Genomic DNA, 23,399 nt, shown 5'->3' with positions numbered 1-23,399 from the left:
GATTACCGCTCGGCCACTTAAAAGTAGTGGAGTGAGGGCTGCAAGACTTGCCCGCGTGACGACCTTGTTGCTGGCCAGACACGGCCTTACCCACCTCACCGGTCCGGTCCTCGCGGGATGGACCCCGGATGTTCACCTCAGCGACGCGGGACAGGCCCAGGCGAAGGCCCTCGCCACCCGGCTGACCTCGCTGGAGCTCGACGCGATCGTCTCCAGCCCGCTGGAACGCTGTCAGGAGACCGCGCAGGCGGTCGCCGAGGGGCGGCAGGGGGCGGAGGTACTGACAGACGAGCGCTTCGGCGAGTGCCGTTACGGTGACTGGACGGGCCGCCCGATCGCCGAACTCGTCAAGGACCCCCTCTGGCCGGTGGTGCAGGCCCATCCGAGCGCGGTGACGTTCCCCGGCGGGGGAGAGTCCCTGTCAGCGGTCCAGTACCGCGCCGTGGCGGCGGTCAGGGAATGGAACGAGCGTCTGGGCCCGAAGGCGGTCTACCTCGTCTGCAGCCACGGAGACGTGATCAAGGCCATCGTGGCCGACGCCATGGGTCTGCATCTGGACCAGTTCCAACGGATAACCGCTGATCCGGCCTCGCTCACCGTCATTCGCTACACCCCCTTGCGCCCCTTCGTGCTCAGGCTCAACGACACGGGTGGAGATACGGCCGGATTGCGTGCCGCGGAGGGTTCGGAAGGCGAGGACGGGGGAGAAAATCCCACCGGGAGTGATGCCGCAGTCGGCGGCGGATCCGGGACCACGTAAGGTCGGGCTATGCCGGTCTTCGACTACGATCCACCCGAGAGATTCGTGGCCGGTGCCGTGGGGCAACCGGGATCACGAACCTTCTTCCTGCAGGCGCGGGGACAGGGCAGGCTGACCACCGTGGCGCTGGAGAAGTTCCAGGTGGCCGCGCTGGCCGACCGCCTCGACCAACTGCTCGACGAGGTGTTGCGGCGCGGCGAGGCCGGTGTCCCGGTGCCCGCCGTCGCTCCGGCCGCGCTGGCCGACAACGCCCCTCTCGACATGCCGATCAGTGAGGACTTCCGTGTCGGCACCATGGCCCTGGCCTGGGACCCCGAGGCCGACCAGGTGGTCATCGAGGCCCAGGAGGCCGAGGTCGAGGAGGAGTTCGAGCCGTCCTCGTCCGCCGATCTCACGGTGCTGCGCGTGCACATCAGCCCAAGCGCCGCCAGGGCCTTCACCAAGCGGGCCATGGCACTCGTCGCCGCCGGGCGTCCGCCCTGCCCGCTCTGCGCCCAGCCTCTCGATGCCGAAGGGCATATTTGTGTGCGGCTCAACGGTTACCGGGGTAGTAGCGCTTCATCTGGTGGAGGAGGCGAATGAGCGCTGAGAGCGAGCCGACGCTGAGCACGGTGCCGGCCGCGGGGCTGGATGACGAGACCGCGATACGTCTGCTCCGTGACGGACGGCTGGATGTGGCGGGTCGCCTGGTCGAGGCGACCAACATGACGCTTTACTGCTCGGTCCGGCTCGGCGGGCTCGCGGCGGCCTGTGTGTACAAGCCGGTACGGGGGGAGCGCCCGCTCTGGGACTTCCCCGACGGGACCCTGGCCGCCCGCGAGGTCGCCGCCTACGAGGTCTCCGCGGCGATCGGCTGGCGGATCGTGCCGCCCACCGTCTACCGGGACGGCCCGTTCGGCCCGGGAATGTGCCAGCTCTGGATCGACACCGACCCCGAGATCGACCTGATGGTGCTGATCCGCAGCCGCCAGCCCTCGCTGCGGCGGATGGCCGTCTTCGACGCGGTCGTCAACAACGCCGACCGCAAGGGTGGCCACCTGCTACCGCTCGCCGACGGCCATGTCTACGGGGTCGATCACGGGGTCTCCTTCTCCGCCGAGGACAAGCTCCGTACCGTGCTCTGGCAGTGGCGCGGCAAGCCCCTGTCCCGCGAGGCCATGAACGTCCTGACCCGTCTTGAACGCGACCTGGAGCAGGGGCGGCTTGGCCGCCGCCTCCGAGAACTCCTCACCCTCCCCGAGGTCGAGGCGACCTGGTCGCGGGTCCGCAGGCTTCTCGACACCGGCCTGCACCCCCTTCCCTCCAAGGAGTGGCCGGCGATCCCGTGGCCGCCGATCTGAGTCCCCGGGTGGCGGTGCCGTGACCTCGGACCCCTTGCCGGTGAAGGACCCCGCTCCGCGTCCGTTCGCGGCGAAGGCGTAGCCTCCGGGCATGTGCACGGTTGTCATCAGCATCGATCCGAGCGCCGAGATCCCCCTGATCGTGGTCGGGGTGCGTGATGAGTTCACGGGCCGCCCCTGGGTTCCACCGGCGGAACACTGGCACGAGGACCGGCCCGGCCTGATCGGCGGTCGTGACCTTCAGGGCGGGGGCACCTGGCTGGCCGTCGACCCCCGAGGCAGGAGGGTCGGAGCCCTTCTCAACGGGCACGGCGTGCTCGCCTCGGAGGAGACGCGCCGCTCACGCGGTGACCTCCCGCTCCTGGCGGCCGCCGGAGGCCGGCCGATGGAGGGCGACCTTGCTTGCTATGACCCCTTTCACCTGCTGTGCGCCGATCCCGCCGGGGCCTGTCTGTGGCACTGGGACGGGATCGCGCTGGAGCGGAACGTCCTTCCTCCGGGAACCCACATGATCGTCAACAGCGGCTGGGAACGCGGTGCGGAGAACGAGCGCGTCGCGTTCTTCCGCCCCCTGTTCGCCAAGGCGGGCCGCCCCGCGGAGCTCGACGGCCCCTGGACGGAGTGGCGGGAACTCGCCACCGGGGCGGGGATTCCCCCCGAGGACCCCCGGTCCATGATCATTCATCATGAGCTGCCCGACGGGCGGATCTTCGGCTCTCTCTCCGTCACCCTGCTCGCCCTGGCGCCGGGCGGCGTCCGCTACGACTTCACCGCCGCCCCCCGTGATCCGGGCGCCTTCCGCGAAGTCCGCACGGAATGATCTGGGCGCTTCACGGAGTTGAGACGAATGCCTCTGTATCCCGCCACTCCGAGCTGATCGGGGTGGTCTGTCTGCTCGATAGGCTCACTTTATGAGATCGTGGTCTACGCCGAAGGTTCCTCGGCTTCCCGGTGCCGGTGTCCCGCTGCGGCTTTTCGACACCGCCGTGCGAGATGTCGTCCCCACCAAGCCGGGTCCCACGGCACGGATGTACGTCTGCGGCATCACGCCCTACGACGCCACCCATCTGGGCCACGCCAACACCTACCTCGCCTTCGACCTGGTCAACCGGGCCTGGCGGGATGCCGGGCACGAGGTGCACTTCACTCAGAACGCCACGGATGTCGACGACCCCCTGCTGGAGCGTGCGGCGCAGACCGGCATTGACTGGCGCGACCTCGCCGAGCGCGAGATCGAGCTGTTCCGGTCGGACATGGAGGCGCTGCGCATCCTCCCGCCGCGCGACTACGTCGCCGTGACCGAGGTGATCGATCAGGTCGCGACCCTGATCGAGCTGTTGCGTGACAAGGGTGCCACCTACGACCTGGAGGGGGACGTCTACTTCGACATGGCCGCGGCCCCCAAGTTCGGTGCCGTCTCCGGTTACCCGGAGGAGCAGATGCTCGCCCTGTTCGGCGAGCGCGGAGGGGATCCGGACCGTCCAGGCAAGAAACACCCGCTCGACTGGCTGCTCTGGCGTGCGGAGCGCCCGGGGGAGCCGTCCTGGCCCTCGCCCTTCGGCCAGGGAAGGCCCGGCTGGCACATCGAGTGCACCGCGATCGCTCTGGCGAACCTGTCCAGTGGCTTCGACGTCGCCGGTGGCGGCTCGGACCTGATCTTCCCGCACCACGAGTGCGGCGCCCACGAGGGCCACGTGGCGTGTGGCGAGTGGCCTTTCGCCAAGGCCTACGTGCACGCGGGCATGGTCGCCCTGGATGGCGAGAAGATGTCCAAGTCGAAGGGCAACCTGGTCTTCGTCTCCCGCCTGCGCCAGGAGACCGATCCGATGGCCATCCGGCTGGCCCTGCTGGCGCGTCACTACCGTTCCGACTGGGAGTGGACCTCCGACCAGCTGGCCTCAGCGGAGGTGCGGCTGGCGCGCTGGCGCTCGGCGGCGGGCCTGCAGACCGGTCCCGACGCCGATGTCGTGCTCGACAGGGTCCGCGCCCGGATGGCCGACGACCTGGATGCTCCCGGCGCCCTCGCGGTCATCGACGACTGGGCCGAGCGTGCCCTGTCGGAGGGCGGCAGGGACCCGGGCGCGCCACTCCTTGTCGGGCGGATCGCGGACGCGTTGCTCGGAGTCGCGCTCTGAAGGGCCTTTGAGGGCAGGGTGTTTTAAGGCCACCTATGGCGCAGGTCGGGGCTCTCGGCCGCGCTGAGAGCCCCGACCTGCCCGCTCCGAGGTCGGTGCTCTTCGGGCGGCCACCCGAAGAGCACTCCCTGACGGGGAGCGGGGGCCGGAAAATGACTGAGCCCGCACCGCTTGCGCGGTGCGGGCTCAGCCCGAAGCCTTTAGGTCAAACCAGGTCAGATGAGCTCGACCTTGTCGGCCTGCGGGCCCTTCTGGCCCTGCGTGGTGACGAAGCTGACACGCTGGTTCTCCTCCAGGCTGCGGTAGCCACTGGAGTTGATAGCCGAGTAGTGCACGAAGACATCGGCGGTGCCGTCATCCGGTGCGATGAATCCGAAGCCCTTTTCGGCGTTGAACCACTTAACGGTGCCCTCAGACAAAACTACTTCTCCTCATTGGGAGCCTCACCGAACCACCAGGTCGGCGGCACGGGGCTGCGTTGCGGACCCTACCATGCACCCGCGGAAACCATCCGGAGAAACTGTAACGTCCGCTGTCGGCGGACTTCTCATAAGCACTTGAGATGATAAGGCTAAGCTGAGAATTACGACTGCAACCACAACACTCTATCGGGCATTTGTGAGGTGTGCAAGTCAAGAGATCGAAGCGAGGAAGCGTTCCCGCTCCTCCTCTGGGAGGCGGTCGACGAAGAGGGTGCCGTCGAGGTGGTCGGCCTCGTGCTGGAGGACGCGGGCCAGCATGCCCAGGGCCCGGACGGTGACGGGTTTGCCGAACATGTCGCGACCGCGGGCCGTGACCATGTAGGAGCGTTCCAGTGGCCACCAGTGACCGGGGGCGGACAGGCACGCCTCGTCGGCCACGATCCTTCGCTCGGACAGTTCCAGCCGCGGGTTGACCAGGTGGCCGGACTTGCCGTCCAACTCGTAGACGACGACCCTGAGCGGGACGCCGATCTGCGGGGCGGCGAGCCCCGCGCGGCCCGTGCCGGCGCGCATCGTGGCCTGGAGCGACTTCACCAGGACGCGCAACGCGCGGTCGAAGGTGGTCACCGGCTCGGCCACCGTGCGCAGCACGGGATCGTCGAACAGTCGGATTGGCTGGACGGCCACGCGCACTCCCCGAGGCGGATGAATCGGCACCGGTGACGGTTCCCGCTGTCGCGCCGGCTCAACCATTGCCGTTACTTGTGAATGCGCTTCGGTAAGCGCGCTCCGACCGGCCCGCGCCTTACGGCATGAGCGTTCTCCCGCTTCGAGCCCGTCGCCCGGCCCGGTCTCACCTCGGCTCCACGAGCGTTCGGCGTCTCCCCGTGCCTCCGGGCAGCATGATCATGAGTGCGATCAGCACCCTGGGAGCCGGCCGCACCGCTACCCTGGCGGCGCCGGAGCGTGGCGGAACGGTCGCAGACTTCCGCCCCCCAGGTTTCCGGAATGTTGCGAGGGTGCGGCGTGTGCATTGCGTATTTCCAGGGTTAGTCACGTGTAACCGGCGCACCATCACAGACAGTGAATGTGCGTAACGCCGCCCTCCTAGTTTCGGGGATCGAAGCCCCCCCGAAACCACAGGAGGACAGACGATGAGGCCCTGGATCAGTGACTGGCGGCCCGACGATCCGGATTTCTGGCAGGAGCACGGCCGGAAGGTGGCCAGGCGGAACCTGGTCTTCTCCATCTTCGCCGAGCACCTCGGGTTCACGCTGTGGACCGTCTGGAGCATCGTGGCCGTGCAACTCGGCTCCTACGACTTCTCCACCGACCAGCTCTTCTGGATCGTCGCCCTGCCCAACCTGGTCGGCTCGGCGCTGCGCATCCCGTACACCTTCGCCCCGGCCAGGTTCGGCGGCCGGAACTTCACGGTGGTCAGCGCTCTGCTCCTGCTCGTGCCCGCGGTGCTGCTGGCCATCGCGGTCGGCGATCCGGGCACCCCCTACGGGGTGTTCCTGCTCATCGCGGCCACAGCGGGACTGGGCGGCGGCAACTTCGCCTCCAGCATGGCCAACATCACCCACTTCTACCCTCGGGACAGACAGGGGGCCGCACTCGGGCTCAACGCGGCCGGCGGCAACATCGGGGTCAGTTCCGTCCAGCTCCTCATGCCGTTGGTGATCGGGGCGTTCGGGCTGGCCGCCGCGGGGCTGTTCTGGATTCCCTTCATCCTGGCCGCCGCGGTGGGCGCCTACTTCTTCATGGACAACCTGACCTCGGCCAAGGCCAGTCCCGCGGACCAGCTGAAGGTCGTCGGCCGGGTCCAGACCTGGATCATGTCAGTCCTGTACATCGGCACGTTCGGCTCCTTCATCGGCTACTCCACCGCGTTCCCGCTGCTCATCAAGAGCCAGTTTCCCGAGCAGGCCTCGCTGGTCTGGCTGGCCTTCCTCGGCCCGCTGCTCGGCTCCCTGGTCCGCCCGGCGGGCGGCTGGCTGTCGGACCGGCTCGGCGGGGCGCGGGTGACGTTCGTCAACTTCGCCGCGATGGCGGGCTCGGCGGTGCTGGTCTGGCAGGGGCTGTCCCAGCGCGGCTTCGCGCTGTTCTTCTGTGCCTACATGCTCCTGGTCGCCACCACCGGTATCGGCAACGGCTCCACCTACCGGATGATTCCGGCGATCTTCCGGGCCAAGGCGGTCGCCGGCGTCACCCCGGGCACGGCCGCTCACGACGCAGCCGTGGCCGTCGGAAAGCGGGACGCCTCCGCGGCCATCGGAATCATCTCCGCGATCGGCGCCTTCGGCGGGTTCTTCATCAACCGCGGATTCGGCAGCTCCATCGCCGCGACCGGCGGGGTGGGCGCCGCACTGGCCTCCTTCGCCTGCTTCTACCTGGTGTGCGCGGCCATCACCTGGGCCTGTTACCTGCGTGTCGCGGGCGGTGTGCCGAGCCTGGCGGCGGCCCGGGTGTGAGGCCGCGGCCGGGCCGGGCACCCGCCCTGTTCACATCCGGCACCGGGCCGGCCGACGGATAACTCACATCCACCTCATTGCGAATGTGAACACGGTTAGTGGCTTGTAGCACATCGGTAACAGGGGAGACCTCGCGGTGAAACCGCCTGAAAGCACCATCGGATCCATGCCGGTCTCACTTCCCCCCCAGACACCTGTGAAGGGTGGGACGGCGACGCACTGCCCCTACTGCGCTCTGCAGTGCGGCATGAACGTCGCGGTGGACGAGACCGTCACGATCACTCCGCGTCACGACGTCCCGGCCAATGCGGGAGGACTGTGCCAGAAGGGCTGGACCGCCGGTGAGCTCCTCACCGGCGAGCGACTGACCGTCCCGCTGTTGCACGGCGAGGAGGTCGGCTGGGACGAGGCGCTCGGCTTTGTCGCCGACCGGATACGTGCCGTCCAGGCCGAACACGGTCTCGACGGCGTGGCCGTGTTCGGCGGCGGCGGCCTCACCAACGAGAAGGCGTACCAACTCGGCAAGTTCGCCCGGGTGGTGTTGCGGACCAGCCAGATCGACTACAACGGCCGGTTCTGCATGTCCTCGGCCGCCGCGGCCACCAACCGGGCCTTCGGGATGGACCGTGGCCTGCCCTTCCCGATCACCGACCTCGCCCGCGCCGACGCGGTCCTGATCGCGGGCGGAAACGTGGCCGAGACCATGCCGCCGTTCGTCCGTCACCTCACCGCGATGCGTGCGGCGGGCGGCCGGCTGATCGTCATCGACCCGCGGGCCACCGCGACCGTTCGGCAGGCCGACCTGCACCTGCAGCCGACCCCCGGCACCGACCTGGCGCTGGCCCTGGGCCTGCTGCACATCGTGGTCGCCGAAGGCGATGTCGACGAGGACTACGTGGCCGCCAGGACGAGCGGGTTCGACGCGGTCCGCACCTCGGTCGCGTCCTGGTGGCCCGAGCGAGTGGAACGGATCACCGGTGTGCCGGTCGCCCGGATGCGCGCCGCGGTCGCGATCCTCGTGGGTGCGAGCCGGGCGGCGATCCTCACCGGGCGCGGCGCCGAGCAGCACGCCAAGGGCACCGACACCATCAGCGCGTTCGTCAACCTCGCGCTCGCTCTCGGGCTGCCGGGGCGCGAGGGGTCGGGCTACGGCTGTGTCACCGGGCAGGGCAACGGACAGGGAGGTCGCGAACACGGACAGAAGGCCGACCAGCTTCCCGGCTACCGCCGGATCGATGATCCGGCGGCCCGCGCCCACGTCGCCGCAGTGTGGGGCGTCGACCCCGGTGACCTACCGGGGCCCGGCCGCTCCGCCTACGAACTGCTGGACGCGCTCGGCACCGGCGGCGGCCCCCGGGCGCTGCTGCTGTTCGGCTCCAACCCGCTGGTCTCCGCGCCGCGTGCCGGGCACGTCGCCGAGCGGCTCGGATCACTGGACCTGCTCGTGGTCTCGGACCTGGTCCTGTCGGAGACGGCCGCGATGGCCGACGTCGTGCTGCCCACCACCCAGTGGGCCGAGGAGAGCGGCACCATGACGAATCTGGAAGGCCGGGTGCTGCTCCGCCGTCAGGCGGTCGCTCCGCCGTCAGGGGTGCGGAGCGACCTCGAGATCCTTCGGGGGCTCGCCACGAGACTGCGCGGGACATCCGGAGCCGAGGGTTTTCCCACCGATCCGCGCGAGGTCTTCGATGAGCTCCGCCGGGCCTCGTCAGGTGGGATCGCCGACTACGCCGGCATCACCTATGAGCGGATCGCCGCCGAGACCGGGGTGTTCTGGCCCTGCCCGGCCGAGGACCACCCGGGTACTCCCCGGCCTTTCCTGGACGGCTTCGCCACGCCCGACGGGCGCGCCCGGTTCGTACCGGTCGAGCACCGTCCGCCCGAGGAGGAGGTCGATCCGGAATATCCGCTCCATCTCACGACGGGGCGGGTGCTCGCGCACTACCAGAGCGGTGCGCAGACCCGGCGGATCGCCACCCTGAACAGGGTGGCACCCGAGGCGTTCGTGGAACTCCACCCCGACCTCGCCGAGCACCTGGGCGTGGCCTCGGGGGAGATGCTGCGGGTGGTCAGCAGGCGTGGCGCGACCGAGGCACCGGCCAGGGTCAACCCGGCGATCCGGCAGGACACCGTGTTCATGCCGTTCCACTGGCCGGGCGTCAACCTGCTCACCAACCCCGCGCTGGACCCGGTGTCGAGGATGCCGGAGTTCAAGGTCTGCGCGGTCAGAGTGGAGCGTGCCGGATGACCCGGATCGTGGTCGTGGGCAACGGGATGGCGGGCGCCCGTCTGGTGGGCGAGATCCGCGCCCGTGACCGGCACGTCGGGCTGACCGTGTTCGGGGCCGAGGAGTCGCAGCCCTACAACCGCGTGCTGCTGTCGAACGTCGTGGCCGGGACGATGCCGCCAGAACAGGTGCGATTACTCGACCCGGCCTGGTACGCCGACCATTCGGTGACGGCGCTGCCCGGGGTCGAGGTGACCGCCGTGGACCGGGAGAACCGGGCCGTGCTCACCGCCACGGGCAGGCGCGAGCCGTACGACGTCCTCGTGCTGGCGACGGGCAGCGAGGCGGTCGTGCCGCCGGTACCGGGCGCGGACAGGGCCGTCACGTTCCGCACGATGGACGACTGCAGGAGGATCCTGCGGGCCGCCGGCGCGGCGCGGCACGCCGTGGTGATCGGAGGTGGTCTGCTCGGAGTCGAGGCGGCGCGTGGCCTGGCCGGGCGCGGCCTGCCGGTGACGCTGCTGCACCTGGCCGGGCACCTGATGGATCGTCAGCTGGATGCCGAGGCCGGGCTGGTGCTCGGCCAGACCCTGGGCGGGCTGGGGGTGAGGACCAGGACCGGCGTCGTGGTCGAGGAGATCCTCGACGGCGGTGTGCGGCTCGCGGGAGACGAGACGGTCGAGGCCGATCTGGTGGTGCTCGCCTGCGGGGTCCGCCCGGTGACCGGGCTGGCTCGCGAGGCCGGGCTGGAGGTGGCGCGCGGGATCGTCGTCGACGACGAGATGCGCACCGACGATCCGTCGATCTTCGCGATCGGCGAGTGCGCCGAGCACCGGGGCAGGGTCTACGGGCTGGTCGCGCCCGCCTGGGAGCAGGCCACGGTGGTCGCCGACATCGTCACGGGGGCCGACAAGGCCGCCCGATACCGGGGGTCGCGGCTGGTGACCCGGTTGAAGGCCAGGAGCGTGGAGCTGGCCGCGATGGGTGAGACGCATCTGACCGAGGACGACGCAGAGGTCGTGCGGTTCAGCCACCGGGCGGCGGGCACCTACCGCAAGCTCGTCATCCGGGACGGCCGCCTGGTCGGTGTGATCCTCCTCGGTGAGACGTCGGCGGTGGGCAACCTCACCCAGTTGTTCGACCGGGGCGGGCCGCTGCCGGGAGACCGGGCCGGCCTGCTCTTCCCCGGTCCGCAGGGCAACGCGGTGGCCGAGAGCCCGGTCAGGATGCCGGACGCGGCGAAGGTCTGCCAGTGCAACGACGTGACCAAGGGGCAGATCAGGGCCTGCTGGGAGTCGGGCGCCAGAGACGTCGCGGCCGTGGCCGCCGCGACCCGTGCCACCACCGGCTGCGGCGGCTGCCGCGACGCGGTCGAGGGCATCGTCGGCTGGCTCTGCGAGCAGGAAGGAGTCTCGGCGTGACCGGCGAGGGAGGCGGGGGAACGGCCGGGTGCCGGGCAGGCACGGAGCCGCCCCGCCCGATGAGCGGAGCGATCCATCGGGGACGGGCGGACGGAACGGAAGGAAAGGTGAGCGCGATCATGTCACGACTTGTCGTGGTGGGAAACGGACCGACATCGCACCGGCTGGTCGAGGCCCTGGTCGCCAAGGGGTTCACGGGCCGGATCACGGTGCTGGGGGAGGAGCCCCGAGCGGCCTACGACCGGGTGGCGCTGACCTCCTACCTGGCGGGCAGAAGCGTCGAGGATCTCACCTACCCGGTGCCGGAGGGGGTCGTGCCGCGCCTGTCGTCCAGGGTCGTCGACATCGACAGGCGGAAGAAGGAGGTCACCACCGCGGACGGCCGTCGCGAGCCGTACGACGTGCTGGTGCTGGCCACCGGGTCCAGCCCGTTCGTGCCGCCGGTGCCGGGCAGGGAACTGGACGGCTGCTTCACCTACCGCACAATCGACGATCTCGACGCGATCAGGGAGGCCGCCTCGGCCGCCACAAGCGGCGTCGTGATCGGCGGGGGGCTGCTGGGGCTGGAGGCCGCCGACGCCCTGCGTGGCCTGGGCCTGTCGACGCACGTGGTGGAGATGGGCGGCTGGCTCATGCCCCGGCAGGTCGACGAGGGCGGCGGCGCGGTCCTGCGCGGTCACGTGGAGGCACTCGGTCTGAGGGTGCACACCGACGCGGGGGTGAAGGAGATCGTCGCGGGCCCGGACGGGCGGGTGGCGGGCCTGGTCAAGCCGGACGGGGAGACCGTCGAGGCGCAGATCGTGGTCTTCTCCGCCGGGGTCAGGCCCCGTGACGAACTGGCCAGGCAGGCCGGCCTGGAGGTTGGCGGGCGCGGCGGGATCGCCGTGGACGACCGGATGCGTACCGCCGACCCGGCGATCTACGCGATCGGCGAGTGCGCGTCGCACGAGGGCGTGGTCTACGGGCTGGTCGGCCCGTGCTTCACGATGGCCGAGGTCGCGGCCGACCGCGTCCTCGGCGGCGGGGCGGTCTTCACCCGGGCGGATCTCTCCACCAAGCTCAAACTGCTCGGCGTGGAGGTCGCGCAGTTCGGCGCCATGGACGGCGCGCTGGACGTGACCTTCATGGATCCGGTGGGCGGGGTCTACCAGAAGCTGTTCGTCAGCGACGACGCGCGCACCCTGCTCGGTGGGATCTGCGTCGGCGACGCCACCCCGTACAACACCCTGAAGCCCTTCGTCGGCCGCGATCTGCCGGGATCGCCGAGCGAGCTGTTGTTCAGCGGTGGCCCGGCGAGCACGGAGCTTCCCGACGACGCGCAGGTCTGCTCCTGCAACAACGTCACCAAGGGTCAGGTACGCGCCGCCGTCGCCGACCACGGCCTCACCGACGTGGCCGGGATCAAGGGGTGCACCCGCGCGGGCACCACCTGCGGCAGCTGTGTCCCGATGCTCAGCCAGATCCTCGCCAAATCGGGTGTCGAACCCTCCAAGGCGTTGTGCGAGCACTTCGCGTACAGCAGGGCGGAGCTGTTCGACATCGTCCGGGTGCGCGCCATCACGACCTTCTCCCGGCTGATCGCCGAGCACGGCACCGGGCGCGGTTGTGACGTGTGCAAGCCGGTGGTCGCCTCGATCCTCGCCTCGCTCGGCGGCGGCCACATCCTCGACGGAGAGCAGGCCGCCCTGCAGGACACCAACGATCACTTCCTGGCCAACATCCAGCGCAACGGCACCTACTCGGTGGTGCCGCGCGTCCCCGGTGGGGAGATCACCCCGGACGGGCTCATCGTGATCGGCGAGGTGGCCCGCGACTTCGGCCTGTACACCAAGATCACTGGCGGGCAGCGGATCGACCTGCTGGGGGCCCGGGTGGAGCAACTTCCACTGATCTGGAAGCGCCTGGTGGACGCGGGCTTCGAGTCCGGGCACGCGTACGGCAAGGCGCTGCGCACCGTGAAGTCCTGCGTGGGGTCGACCTGGTGCCGGTACGGCGTGCAGGACGCCGTCGGCCTGGCCATCGCGTTGGAACTGCGCTATCGGGGGCTGCGTTCGCCGCACAAGCTGAAGTCGGCGGTCTCCGGCTGCGCCCGCGAGTGCGCCGAGGCCAGAGGCAAGGACTTCGGCGTCATCGCCACCGAGCGAGGCTGGAACCTCTACGTGGGCGGTAACGGCGGCTTCAGCCCGCGCCACGCCGACCTGTTCGCCTCCGACCTGGGCACCGAGGAACTGGTCCGGGTCATCGACCGGTTCCTGATGTTCTACATCCGTACCGCCGACCGCCTGCAGCGCACCTCCGCCTGGCTGGAGGCACAGGGGGCGGCCTATGTCAGGGAGGTCGTCCTGGAGGACTCCCTCGGGATCTGCGCCGACCTGGAGGCGCAGATGGAGCGGCACGTGGCCGGCTACGCCGACGAGTGGCGCACCACGATCGAAGACCCGGAGAAGCTACGGCGGTTCGTCTCCTTCATCAACGCCCCCGGGACGCCGGACCCCTCGATCGCCTTCGAACCCCAGCGTGAGCAGGTGAAACCGGTCCTCGCCCCACTGGAGGCGGTCCGTTCCTGACCGGCCGCCCCCATGTCCCGCATCCCCCGCCGGAGCTGGCCTCCAACGCCGACATCCCGAGAGAGGCACCCACCGATGACCGTCCTGAGCGAAGAGCTGGAGCAGGCTGGCTGGACGCCGGTCTGCTCCTACACCGATCTGCTGCCCGAGCGCGGCGTGTGCGCGCTCGTCGGCGGTCGTCAGATCGCGCTGTTCCGTGCCTTCGACGGCACCCTGTTCGCGATCGGCAACCGCGACCCGTTCAGCGGTGCCCACGTCCTGTCCCGCGGGATCATGGGCACCAGGGCCGGCGAGCCCGTGGTGGCCTCCCCCATGCACAAGCAGGCTTTCTCCCTTGCGACGGGGGTGTGCCTGGACGACCCCGCGACGGCCGTGCCGACCTACCCGGTCCGCCTCACCGGCGAAACGGTGGAGGTGGGCACGGGGTGAGCCCGCAGGCGGCCGGACACCTGAAGAAGATCAAGTGAGGAGTGGTGAACGACAGATGAGCATCGCCGTTCTGGACAGCCCCGTCGACTCTCCCGAGACCGCGCCCGACGCGCTGGCCGGGTTCACGATCGGGGTCACCGCCACCCGGCGGCGCGAGGAGTTCTGCGCGCTGCTGGAACGCAGGGGCGCCAGGGTGGTGCGCGCTCCCGCGATCCGCCTGGTACCCCTGGCCGAGGACGCCGACCTGCTGGCCGCGACGCGCGCCGGCCTGTCCGCCCCGATCGACGACGTGGTGGTCACCACCGGCGTCGGCTTCCGGGGATGGATGGCCGCCGCCGAGGGCTGGGGGCTGGCGGGCGACCTCGCCGAGCACCTGACCTCCGCGCGGCTGCTGACACGCGGGCCCAAGGCCCGCGGCGCGGTCAGGGCCGCCGGACTGAACGACCACTGGACCCCGTCCACGGAGTCGTGCGAGGAGGTCAAGCAGCACCTCCTGGCCCAGGACCTGCGTGGCCGCCGCATCGCCGTGCAACTGCACGGGGAGCCGCTGACCGACTTCGTGGCCGCACTGCGCGAAGCCGGTGCGGAGGTCATCGAGGTGCCGGTCTACCGGTGGCTGCCCTACCGGGACGTGTCGCCGCTGCGCCGCCTGGTCAGCCAGGCGATCTCCGGCGGGGTGGACGCGGTGGCCTTCACCAGTGCCCCGGCCGTGCTGGCCATGCTCAACTCGGCCCGCGCGGACGGCCTGGAGGACGCGCTGGTCGCGGCCTTCGCGGGGCCGGTCGTCGCCGCCTGCGTGGGCCCGGTCACCGCCGGGCCCCTGGAGGCGCGCGGGGTGCCCACCGTGCAGCCCGAGCGCTCCCGTCTGGGCACGCTGGCCCGTACCCTCGCCAGGCACCTGCCCGAACACAGCGTCACCCGCCTGGTCGCGGGTGGCCACCGGCTGGAGATCCGCGGTCACGCCGTCGCGGTGGACGGCGAGCTGAAGCCGCTGCCGCCGGCGCCGATGGCGGTGCTCAAGCGTCTGGCCGACAAACCCGGGCACGTGGTGGCCCGCTCCGACCTGCGGACAGTGCTCCCCGGCGGCCCGTCGCGGGACTCGGCCGAGCACGCGGTCGAGATGGCCATCACCCGCCTGCGCCGGGCGCTCGGCCCCTCGGGAATCGTCGAGACGGTCGTCAAACGCGGTTACCGCCTGGCCTGCGACCGGGGCGAAGGCCTGTGACGACGCTGGTCCTCGCCGGGCACGGGACGCGCAGCGCGAGGGGGGAGGAGACCCTGGCCGGGCTGCGTGACCTGGTACGCGAGGGCCGCCGGGGAACGCGTGTCGAGCAGGCCTTCCTGGAGATCAGCTCACCCCCGCTGGCCGACGTGCTCGTCGAGGTGCCCGGCCCTGTCGTGGTGGTCCCGCTGCTGCTGGCGGGCGGCTACCACGTCCACATCGACCTGCCCGCGGTGGTGGCCGCGGCCAGGCCGGACGCCACGGTGACGGCCCCGCTGGGGCCGCATCCGCTGCTCGCGGCCGTGCTCGCCAGACGACTGGCCGCCGCGGGGCTGAGGGCGGCGGACTCGGTGATCCTGGGAGCCGCGGGGTCGTCCGACCCCGCGGCGCTGGCCGACGTGCGGGCGGCGGCCCGGCTGCTTTCGGTCCGGATCTCGCGCCCGGTCACCGCGGCCTTCGCCGCCACGGGCACCCCCTCGATAGCCGAGGCCCTGGAGCGGCTGCGTTCAGGGCCCGCGCCGCGGATCGCGCTCGCCTCCTACCTCCTGGCCCCGGGCTTCTTCCAGGACCGCCTGGAGGCGTCCGGCGCCGACCTGGTCACCGCCCCCCTGGGGGTGGACGCCGACCTGGCCGCGCTGGTGTGGGCCCGGTTCGACCAGGCGTGCCCGGCGCCGGTGACCTCGGACCCGTACCGAAGGCGCCTGGTCTCCGCGCGCCCGGTCCTGGAGGAGCGGAACGACCGGTGGTGACCGCCGGCCGCGGGCTCAGCCGTCGGAGTCGCGGTCGCGTCGGCGCAGGTAGCGCTCGAACTCGGCGGCGATGGCGTCACCGCTGGCCTCGGGCAGCTCGGCGGCGTCCTTGCGCTCCTCCAGCTCCTTGACGTACTCGGCGACCTCGCTGTCCTGGGAGGCCAGCTCGTCGACGCCGTGCTCCCAGGCCCGGGCCTCCTCGGCCAGCTCGCCCAGCGGCATCGGGATGTCGAGCAGGTCCTCCATCCGGCTGAGCAGTGCCATGGTGGCCTTCGGGTTGGGGGGCTGGGCCACGTAGTGCGGCACCGAGGCCCACAGTGACACGGCGTGCAGCCCGGCCGCGCCCAGGGACTGCTGGAGCACGCCGACGATGCCGGTCGGTCCCTCGTAGCGGCTCAGCTCCAGGTTGATCGCCCTGGCCAGCCCCTCGTCGGTCGCCGAGCCCACGATCGGCACCGGACGGGTGTGCGGCGAGTCGTTGAGCAGCGCGCCGAGCAGAACCGCGAGCTCGACCCCCAGCTCCCGGCAGACCAGGACGATCTCCTCGCAGAAAGCGCGCCAGCGCATGTTGGGCTCGATGCCGCGGAGCAGCACCACGTCGCGGTCGACGCCCGGCGGCCTGGCCACCGACAGCTTCGTGGTCGGCCAGGTGATGGAGCGTGTCAGCCCCTCGCCCATCTCGACGATCGGGCGGGTCACCTGGAAGTCGTAGTACTCCTCGGGGTCCAGGGAGACCAGCGGGGTCGCCTTCCACTCGCCCTCGAGATGCGCGATCACTCCGCTCGAAGCCTCGCCCGCGTCGTTCCACCCCTCGAACGCGGCGATCATCACCGGGTCGACGAGCTCGGGCAGACCTTCGATCTCGATCACGCGCCCCCTCCTTCTCACCGCACCGTCCTATCCGGCTAAGCCTATGCCGTGAGGGGGCCTTCACGTCACCTTCCGGATGTGGTGTGGACGATCAGGACGTCGCAGCCCGCGCGCTGGGACACGCCGGACGGCACCGAGCCGAGCAGCCGCCCCGCCAGGCTGTTGAGCCCCCGGTTGCCGACGACCACGAGATCGGCCCCGTGCCTGCCGGCGAGCGAGACCAGCACGTCCACCGCGTCGCCCTCCTCGGCGGCCAGTTCGATCGTCCGGGCGCCCGCGGCGACCGCGCGCTCCCGGGCGGCGCGCAGGGCGTCGTCCGCCGGGGTGGAGCCGGTCACCTTGTAGGAGAGGTCGCCGAGGGCGTCGGCGGCGGCGTTGCGGTCGCGCTCACGCATGGGGGAGTAGGCGCAGGCCAGGATCAGGCCGGCGCCGGTGGCGGCGGCGAGGGAGGCGGCCGAGGAGACCGCGCGGAGGGAGGAGGTGGAGCCGTCGGTGCCGACAAGGATGGTGCGGTAGGTCGCCATCGGTGCCTCACAGGGGTGACCGTATTAATTGGACAAGAAGTTCAATTGCTGTCAACAACAATAACGGCCAGGTGGATCCCAGTACTCTTGTCTCATGACAAGCACCCCGTCTTTCCGTGAAGTCCTGGCCGAGCGAGTGATGGTCGCCGACGGGGCAATGGGGACGATGCTTCAGGCCCACGACGTCACCATGGACGACTTCCAGGGTCACGAGGGCTGCAACGAGGTGCTCAATGTCACCCGCCCCGACATCGTGCGTGCCGTGCACGAGGCCTACTTCGAGGTGGGGGTCGACTGCGTCGAGACCAACACCTTCGGGGCCAATCTTTCGGCTCTCGGTGAATACGACATCTCCGAGCGGGTCTTCGAGTACTCGGAGGCCGGTGCCCGCGTCGCCCGGCAGGCGGCCGACGTCTGGTCCACCCCCGAGCGGCCGCGCTTCGTGCTCGGCTCCATCGGCCCCGGCACCAAGCTCCCGACTCTCGGGCACAGGCCGTACGCCGTGTTGCGCGACGCCTACTACGACAACGCCGCGGGGCTGGTCAGCGGTGGCGCCGACGCCCTGATCATCGAGACCGCCCAGGACCTGCTCCAGGTCAAGGCGGCGGTGATCGGCGCGCGCCGGGCCATCGCCGACGCCGGCCGGGACGTGCCGATCATCGCCCAGGTGACCATCGAGACCAACGGTGCGATGCTGCTGGGCTCGGAGATCGGCGCGGCACTGACCGCGATCGAGCCGCTCGGCGTCGACGTGATCGGCCTGAACTGCGCGACCGGTCCCGCCGAGATGAGCGAGCACCTCCGCTACCTGGCCCGCCACGCCCGGGTCCGCCTCTCGTGCATGCCCAACGCCGGACTGCCCGTGCTGACCTCCGACGGCGCCTACTACCCGCTTACCCCCGAGGAACTGGCCTCGGCGCACGAGAACTTCACCCGCGACTACGGCCTCTCCCTCGTCGGCGGCTGCTGTGGCACCACGCCCGAGCACCTGCGCCGGGTCGTCGAGAGGGTACGCGGGCTCCAGACGGCCTCGCGCCGGCCCCGCCCCGAGGCCGGCGCAGCCTCTCTCTACCAGAGCGTCCCCTTCCGCCAGGACATCTCGTACATGGCCATCGGCGAGCGCACCAACGCCGTCGGTTCCAAGGCCTTCCGGGAGGCGATGCTCGCCCAGGACTGGGAGGAGTGCGTGGAGATCGCGCGGGCGCAGGCCCGTGACGGCGCGCACATGCTCGACCTCTGCGTCGACTACGTGGGGCGCGACGGCGTGGCCGACATGAAGGAGCTGGCCTTCCGCTTCGCCACCGCCTCCACGCTGCCGATCGTCCTCGACTCCACCGAGCCCGCCGTGCTGGAGGCCGGGCTGCAGATGCTCGGCGGGCGCGCGGTCGTCAACTCGGTCAACTACGAGGAGGGCGACGGCGTCGAGTCGCGCTTCCACAAGAACATGAAGCTGGTCCGCGAGTACGGTGCGGCCGTGGTGGCCCTGACCATCGACGAGGAGGGCCAGGCACGCACCGCCGACTGGAAGGTCCGGATCGCGCTGCGCCTCATCGAGGACCTGACCGCGAAGTGGGGCATGAACGTCGAGGACATCCTCGTCGACGTGCTCACCTTCCCCATCGCCACCGGCCAGGAGGAGACCAGGCGCGACGCGCTGGAGTCGATCGAGGCGATCAAGGAGATCAAGCGACACCACCCCGGGGTGCAGACGGTCCTGGGCCTGTCGAACGTGTCGTTCGGTCTCAACCCCGCTGCCCGCATCGTGCTCAACTCGGTCTTCCTCAACGAGTGCGTCAACGCCGGCCTCGACGCGGCGATCGTGCACGCCTCCAAGATCCTGCCGATGGCGCGCATCCCCGAGGAGCAGCGCCAGGTCGCCCTGGACATGGTCTACGACCGGCGCCGGGAGGGTTACGACCCGCTGCAGCGGTTCATGGAGCTGTTCGACGGCGTCGACGCCGCCGCTCTCAAAGCGAGCAAGGCCGAGGAACTCGCCGCGCTGCCGCTGTGGGAGCGGCTCAAGCGCCGGATCGTCGACGGCGAGCGCAAGGGCCTGGAGGCCGACCTCGACGAGGCCCTCGCCCAGCGCCCCGCTCTGGAGATCGTCAACGATGTGCTGCTCGACGGCATGAAGACCGTCGGCGAGTTGTTCGGCTCCGGCCAGATGCAGCTGCCGTTCGTGCTCCAGTCGGCCGAGGTGATGAAGACCTCGGTCGCCTACCTGGAGCCGCACATGGACCGGGTCGAGGGCGAGACCAAGGGGCGCATCGTGCTCGCCACGGTCAAGGGCGACGTGCACGACATCGGCAAGAACCTGGTCGACATCATCCTCTCCAACAACGGCTACGAGGTCGTCAACCTCGGTATCAAGCAGCCGGTGTCGGTCATCCTGGAGGCCGCGGAGGAGAAGAGGGCCGACGTCATCGGCATGTCCGGACTGCTGGTGAAGTCCACGGTCGTCATGAAGGAGAACCTGGAGGAGATGAACTCCAGGGGCATCTCCGACAGGTTTCCCGTGCTGCTCGGCGGGGCCGCGCTGACCCGTGCCTATGTCGAGCAGGACCTCGCGGAACTCTTCCAGGGCGAGGTCCGCTATGCCCGCGACGCCTTCGAGGGACTGCGCCTGATGGACGCCTTCATGGCGGTCAAGCGCGGGGAGAAGGGCGCGAGCCTGCCGCCGCTGCGCGAGCGCCGGGTCAAGACCGGAGCCACGCTGGTCAGGACACCGATGGAGGAACTGCCGGCCCGCTCCGACGTGGCCGACGGCAACGCGGTGCCGACGGCGCCCTTCCTCGGCGAGCGCGTCATCAAGGGCGTACCGCTCGCGGAGTACGCCGCGTTCCTTGACGAGCGGGCGACGTTCATGGGGCAGTGGGGCCTCAAGGCCGCCCGCGGCGGTGACGGGCCCTCCTACGAGGAACTGGTCGAGACCGAGGGCAGGCCGCGCCTGCGGATGTGGCTGGAACGGATGCAGACCGAGGGCCTGCTGGAGGCGGCGGTCGTCTACGGCTACTTCCCGTGCGTCAGCGACGGCGACTCGCTGATCATCCTGGACGAGGGGGGCAACGAGCGCACCCGGTTCACCTTCCCGCGCCAGCGCCGCGACCGGCACCTGTGTCTGTCCGACTTCTTCCGCTCCAAGGACTCCGGCGAGGTCGACGTCGTCGCCTTCCAGGTCGCGACGATGGGCAACCGGGTCTCCGAGGCGGCGGCCGAGCTGTTCGCCAAGGACGCCTACCGCGACTACCTGGAGTTGCACGGCCTGTCGGTGCAGCTGACCGAGGCACTGGCCGAGTACTGGCACGCACGGGTACGCACCGAACTGGGCATCGGCGGTGACGAGTCCCTGGAGGACATGCTCAAGGTCAACGTCATGGGCTGCCGCTACTCCTTCGGCTACCCGGCCTGCCCCAACCTGGAGGATCAGGTCCAGCTGATGGGGTTGCTCGACCCCTCCAGGATCGGCGTCGAGCTGTCCGAGGAGTTCCAGCTCCACCCCGAGCAGTCGACGTCCGCGCTGATCGTCCATCACCCTGAGGCCAACTACTTCAACGTGTGACCGTCTGCCGGAAGGGCTACAAGGGCATGGAAGCGGTTCTCTTCGACATGGACGGGCTTCTCGTCGACAGCGAGAAGATCTGGTTTCAGGTCGAGACCGAGGTGATGGAGCGGCTCGGCGGCGAGTGGGGGGCCGCCCACCAGGCGAACATGGTGGGCGGCTCGATGTCGGCGGCCGTGGCGTACATGCTCCGGGTCTCCGGCGGGAGCGCCGCCCCCGAGGAGGTGGAGAACTGGATGCTGGAAGGCATGATCTCCAGGCTCGCCGGTGGTGTGGAGATGATGCCGGGCGCCGCCGAACTACTGGCGGGAGTGCACGGGGAGGGCCTGGCCACTGCCCTGGTCACCTCCTCGGCGCGGCCGATCGCCGAGACGTGCCTGCGGAGCATCGGCAGGCACCACTTCGACCACGTGGTCACCGGTGACGATGTCGCGGGGACCAAGCCCGATCCCGAGCCCTACCTGACGGCGGCCCGTCTGCTGGGCGTGGACCCGGCCCGCTGCGTCGCGCTGGAGGATTCCCCGAACGGGGTGACATCGGCCACCTCGGCGGGCTGCCGGGTGGTGGCGGTGCCGAGCGTGCTGCCGATTCCCGGTGCGCCTGGCCGTCTTGTCGTCGGATCGCTGCACGAGATCGATGTGGAGGTCCTGCGCTCACTGTCCGCCGGTGCTCTCTGAGCGGCCCTGTCGTCCGGCGGGCGGGATGAAGATCCGATGCGCTCCTTTCATGAGAGTGCGCGATTGGGGATCCTCCCTGATCTTTCATGCGATCCTGGCCGTATCCCCCTAGGGGATGATCCCTCCTTGAGAAGGAGAGCTCGTCCCGATCCGACGTGCCAGGATGGATGTCGGATAGGTCAACATGAGGGGCGGTCCGCTGTGTCGTTCAATCAGATCGCGTGGTTGCCGCTCTGCGCCGGGGTCACCGGTGTGGGGCTGGTGCTGAGTTTCCTGCTGATGCGGCGCCGTGGCGTCGTGGCGGGATTGCGTGCCGCGGCCTGGTCACTGCTGCCCGTCGCCGCCTTCCTGACCGGCGCGCTTCCCACCCTGTGGCAGATCGGTACGGCGATCATCGGTTTCCTCACAGGTCTGGTGTTCAACCCCGTGGTGTGGTCCGGGGTGGCGGTGACCGGACTCGCCGTGCTGCTCTTCCTGGTCTCCGGGTTCCTTCGTGGCCGCCGCCTCAGGGCCGCGGCATCTTCGACGTCTCCGGTGTCCTCTGCGCCCTCTGCGCCCGCTGTGGCCGCGGCGGGCCCCGGCGGGCGGGACGGGGCCGCGACGGCCGCCACGCAGCCGTTGCCCAAGCGCAAGGTTGCGCCCGCGCCCGCCTCCGGGCCCGCCGCGGCCAGGCCCGCCGCGAAGCCGGCCGCCGACGACGATTTCTCCGACATCGAGGACATCCTCAAGCGTCGAGGGATCGGGTAACGCTGAGTAATCGACTCGTTCCCGTGTCACGAATCCAAGACAGAAGCGGAACGGCTTCCGGACATTGGCTCCAAGATCAGAACGAATGAATTTCACGTGAATCACAGTTAAGCCACATAGCGCCCCAGGGGGCTGGTCAGCGCAGTTCAGCCCATAGATTCTGCGCACGGGGCCACGAACTACTGGCCCGTAGACTTACGGCGCGCTACCCGACCCGGGAAACGCGTTGACGGACAACGTCGTCTGGGATCCAGGGGGCCAACTGTATGACCGCACCGCTCGACGCCCCCGGTAAGACCACCGAGGTCGTACCGGAGGCAGTGCTCGCGGGAGCGGGCGTGAAGGCCGTCCAAGGCCGCTCGCTCGGGCAGATCGCGTGGATGCATCTGAAGCGCGACAAGGTCGCGCTCCTCGGTGCCGGCGTGGTCATTCTGCTGATCGTCATTGCGATCTTCGCTCCGCTGATCGTGGACGTGTTCGGTCATCCGCCGAACGAGTTCCACCAGGAGATGATCGACACCTCCACCATGACGCCCAAGGGCGGCACGGGCATCAGCGGGGACTTCCTGTTCGGGGTGGAGCCGGTCAACGGTCGTGACCTTTTCAGCAGGGTCGTCTACGGAGCGCGGATCTCGCTGCTGATCGCGGTCCTCGCCACCATGCTCTCGGTGGTCATCGGCACCGTCATGGGGGTTATGGCCGGTTACTTCGGCGGCTGGGTCGACACCGTGATCAGCCGTACGATGGACGTCTTCCTCGCCTTCCCCCTGCTCGTCTTCGCGATGGCGCTGGTCGGGGTCCTCGGCCAGTTCGAGAAGAACCTCGGGGTGACGGGCGACACGCTACGCATCGGTCTGCTGATTTTCGTGATCGGTTTCTTCAACTGGCCGTACATCGGCAGGATCATTCGCGGCCAGACGCTGTCTCTGCGAGAACGCGAATTCGTCGACGCCGCCCGTAGCCTGGGAGCCCGCGGACCGTACATCCTGTTCCGCGAGATTTTGCCGAATCTGATCGCGCCGATTCTCATCTACGCGACGTTGCTCATTCCGACGAACGTCATGTTCGAGGCGGCGCTCTCGTTCCTGGGAGTCGGTATCCAGGCGCCCACGGCGACCTGGGGAGGCATGATCTCGCAGGCGGTGAAGTTCTACAACGTGCCGCATTTCATGTTCTTCCCCGGTATGGCGATCTTCATCACGGTGCTGGCCTTCAATCTCTTCGGTGACGGGCTGCGCGATGCCCTCGACCCGAAATCGTCCCGTTGACCCTCAAC

The 23,399-nt window shown here is 69.9% G+C and carries 20 protein-coding genes; 16 read left to right on the top strand and 4 right to left on the bottom strand.

Going from position 1 to position 23,399, the window contains the following annotated elements:
• Window positions 1-55: 55 nt before the first annotated feature.
• From IG98_RS0102320 to mshC, 5 genes are all read left to right on the top strand, one after another.
• Entirely contained in the window at window positions 56-760 is a 705-nt protein-coding gene (locus IG98_RS0102320) for a histidine phosphatase family protein (protein ID WP_030904643.1), read from the top strand.
• Window positions 761-769: 9 nt separating this feature from the next.
• A complete protein-coding gene (locus IG98_RS0102315; RefSeq protein WP_030904642.1) occupies window positions 770-1,342 on the top strand; it encodes a DUF3090 domain-containing protein in 573 nt (190 codons plus the stop codon).
• A complete protein-coding gene (locus IG98_RS0102310) occupies window positions 1,339-2,100 on the top strand; it encodes an SCO1664 family protein (RefSeq protein WP_030904641.1) in 762 nt (253 codons plus the stop codon). The genes IG98_RS0102315 and IG98_RS0102310 overlap by 4 nt, the downstream gene beginning before the upstream one ends.
• Window positions 2,101-2,191: 91 nt before the next feature.
• On the top strand, window positions 2,192-2,920 hold the full coding sequence (locus IG98_RS0102305) for an NRDE family protein (RefSeq protein ID WP_030904640.1): 729 nt from the start codon (window positions 2,192-2,194) through the stop codon (window positions 2,918-2,920).
• 91 nt (window positions 2,921-3,011) lie between these two features.
• Entirely contained in the window at window positions 3,012-4,235 is a 1,224-nt protein-coding gene (gene mshC / locus IG98_RS0102300) for a cysteine--1-D-myo-inosityl 2-amino-2-deoxy-alpha-D-glucopyranoside ligase (RefSeq protein WP_030904639.1), read from the top strand.
• 215 nt (window positions 4,236-4,450) lie between these two features.
• Here the strand turns inward: mshC and IG98_RS0102295 are convergent, their stop codons facing one another.
• Window positions 4,451-4,654 (bottom strand): cold-shock protein, encoded by a 204-nt coding sequence (locus IG98_RS0102295; protein ID WP_030904638.1) that lies wholly within the window; start codon window positions 4,652-4,654, stop codon window positions 4,451-4,453.
• A gap of 213 nt (window positions 4,655-4,867) precedes the next feature.
• Window positions 4,868-5,344: a peptide deformylase gene (gene def, locus IG98_RS0102290; protein WP_030904637.1), complete on the bottom strand. Its 477-nt coding sequence runs from the start codon at window positions 5,342-5,344 to the stop codon at window positions 4,868-4,870.
• 467 nt (window positions 5,345-5,811) lie between these two features.
• Here def and IG98_RS0102285 point away from each other — a divergent pair, with 467 nt between their 5' ends.
• From IG98_RS0102285 to IG98_RS0102255, 7 genes are all read left to right on the top strand, one after another.
• A complete protein-coding gene (locus tag IG98_RS0102285; RefSeq protein WP_030904636.1) occupies window positions 5,812-7,131 on the top strand; it encodes an MFS transporter in 1,320 nt (439 codons plus the stop codon).
• A gap of 166 nt (window positions 7,132-7,297) precedes the next feature.
• Window positions 7,298-9,379 carry a molybdopterin oxidoreductase family protein gene (locus IG98_RS0102280; protein WP_030904635.1) on the top strand — a complete coding sequence of 694 codons (2,082 nt, stop codon included), beginning with the start codon at window positions 7,298-7,300 and terminating at the stop codon, window positions 9,377-9,379.
• Complete coding sequence (locus IG98_RS0102275) at window positions 9,376-10,779, top strand: FAD-dependent oxidoreductase (RefSeq protein WP_030904633.1); 1,404 nt, start codon at window positions 9,376-9,378, stop codon at window positions 10,777-10,779. The genes IG98_RS0102280 and IG98_RS0102275 overlap by 4 nt, the downstream gene beginning before the upstream one ends.
• A 119-nt stretch (window positions 10,780-10,898) precedes the next feature.
• Complete coding sequence (nirB, locus tag IG98_RS0102270) at window positions 10,899-13,346, top strand: nitrite reductase large subunit NirB (protein ID WP_030904631.1); 2,448 nt, start codon at window positions 10,899-10,901, stop codon at window positions 13,344-13,346.
• Between the two features lie 75 nt (window positions 13,347-13,421).
• Window positions 13,422-13,775, top strand: a complete 354-nt coding sequence (gene nirD / locus IG98_RS0102265) for a nitrite reductase small subunit NirD (protein WP_030904629.1) — start codon at window positions 13,422-13,424, stop codon at window positions 13,773-13,775.
• A 55-nt stretch (window positions 13,776-13,830) separates the two neighbouring features.
• Window positions 13,831-15,000, top strand: a complete 1,170-nt coding sequence (locus IG98_RS0102260) for a uroporphyrinogen-III synthase (RefSeq protein ID WP_030904627.1) — start codon at window positions 13,831-13,833, stop codon at window positions 14,998-15,000.
• Window positions 14,997-15,746 carry a sirohydrochlorin chelatase gene (locus tag IG98_RS0102255; RefSeq protein WP_063766157.1) on the top strand — a complete coding sequence of 250 codons (750 nt, stop codon included), beginning with the start codon at window positions 14,997-14,999 and terminating at the stop codon, window positions 15,744-15,746. The genes IG98_RS0102260 and IG98_RS0102255 overlap by 4 nt, the downstream gene beginning before the upstream one ends.
• Before the next feature lie 15 nt (window positions 15,747-15,761).
• Here the strand turns inward: IG98_RS0102255 and IG98_RS0102250 are convergent, their stop codons facing one another.
• Window positions 15,762-16,616, bottom strand: coding sequence for a PAC2 family protein (locus IG98_RS0102250; RefSeq protein ID WP_030904623.1), 855 nt, complete (start codon window positions 16,614-16,616; stop codon window positions 15,762-15,764).
• Between the two features lie 65 nt (window positions 16,617-16,681).
• The gene (locus IG98_RS0102245; protein ID WP_030904622.1) at window positions 16,682-17,140 is read right to left on the bottom strand and encodes a universal stress protein; all 459 of its coding nucleotides are present in this window, start codon (window positions 17,138-17,140) and stop codon (window positions 16,682-16,684) included.
• A gap of 94 nt (window positions 17,141-17,234) precedes the next feature.
• Between IG98_RS0102245 and metH the strand changes: the two genes are divergently transcribed.
• From metH to IG98_RS0102225, 4 genes are all read left to right on the top strand, one after another.
• On the top strand, window positions 17,235-20,699 hold the full coding sequence (gene metH, locus IG98_RS0102240; protein WP_030904620.1) for a methionine synthase: 3,465 nt from the start codon (window positions 17,235-17,237) through the stop codon (window positions 20,697-20,699).
• Entirely contained in the window at window positions 20,696-21,376 is a 681-nt protein-coding gene (locus tag IG98_RS0102235) for an HAD-IA family hydrolase (protein WP_030904618.1), read from the top strand. Before metH ends, IG98_RS0102235 begins: the two co-directional genes overlap by 4 nt.
• Before the next feature lie 201 nt (window positions 21,377-21,577).
• Window positions 21,578-22,123, top strand: a complete 546-nt coding sequence (locus IG98_RS0102230; RefSeq protein ID WP_030904616.1) for a hypothetical protein — start codon at window positions 21,578-21,580, stop codon at window positions 22,121-22,123.
• A 266-nt stretch (window positions 22,124-22,389) separates the two neighbouring features.
• Window positions 22,390-23,391 (top strand): ABC transporter permease, encoded by a 1,002-nt coding sequence (locus IG98_RS0102225; protein ID WP_030904614.1) that lies wholly within the window; start codon window positions 22,390-22,392, stop codon window positions 23,389-23,391.
• The last annotated feature ends 8 nt before the right edge of the window (window positions 23,392-23,399 follow it).

The organism is Streptosporangium amethystogenes (genome assembly GCF_000721075.1).
GTDB lineage: Bacteria > Actinomycetota > Actinomycetes > Streptosporangiales > Streptosporangiaceae > Streptosporangium > Streptosporangium amethystogenes.
The sequence above is the reverse complement of the archived record's forward strand: the minus strand, read 5'-3'. Positions and strand labels throughout refer to the sequence as shown.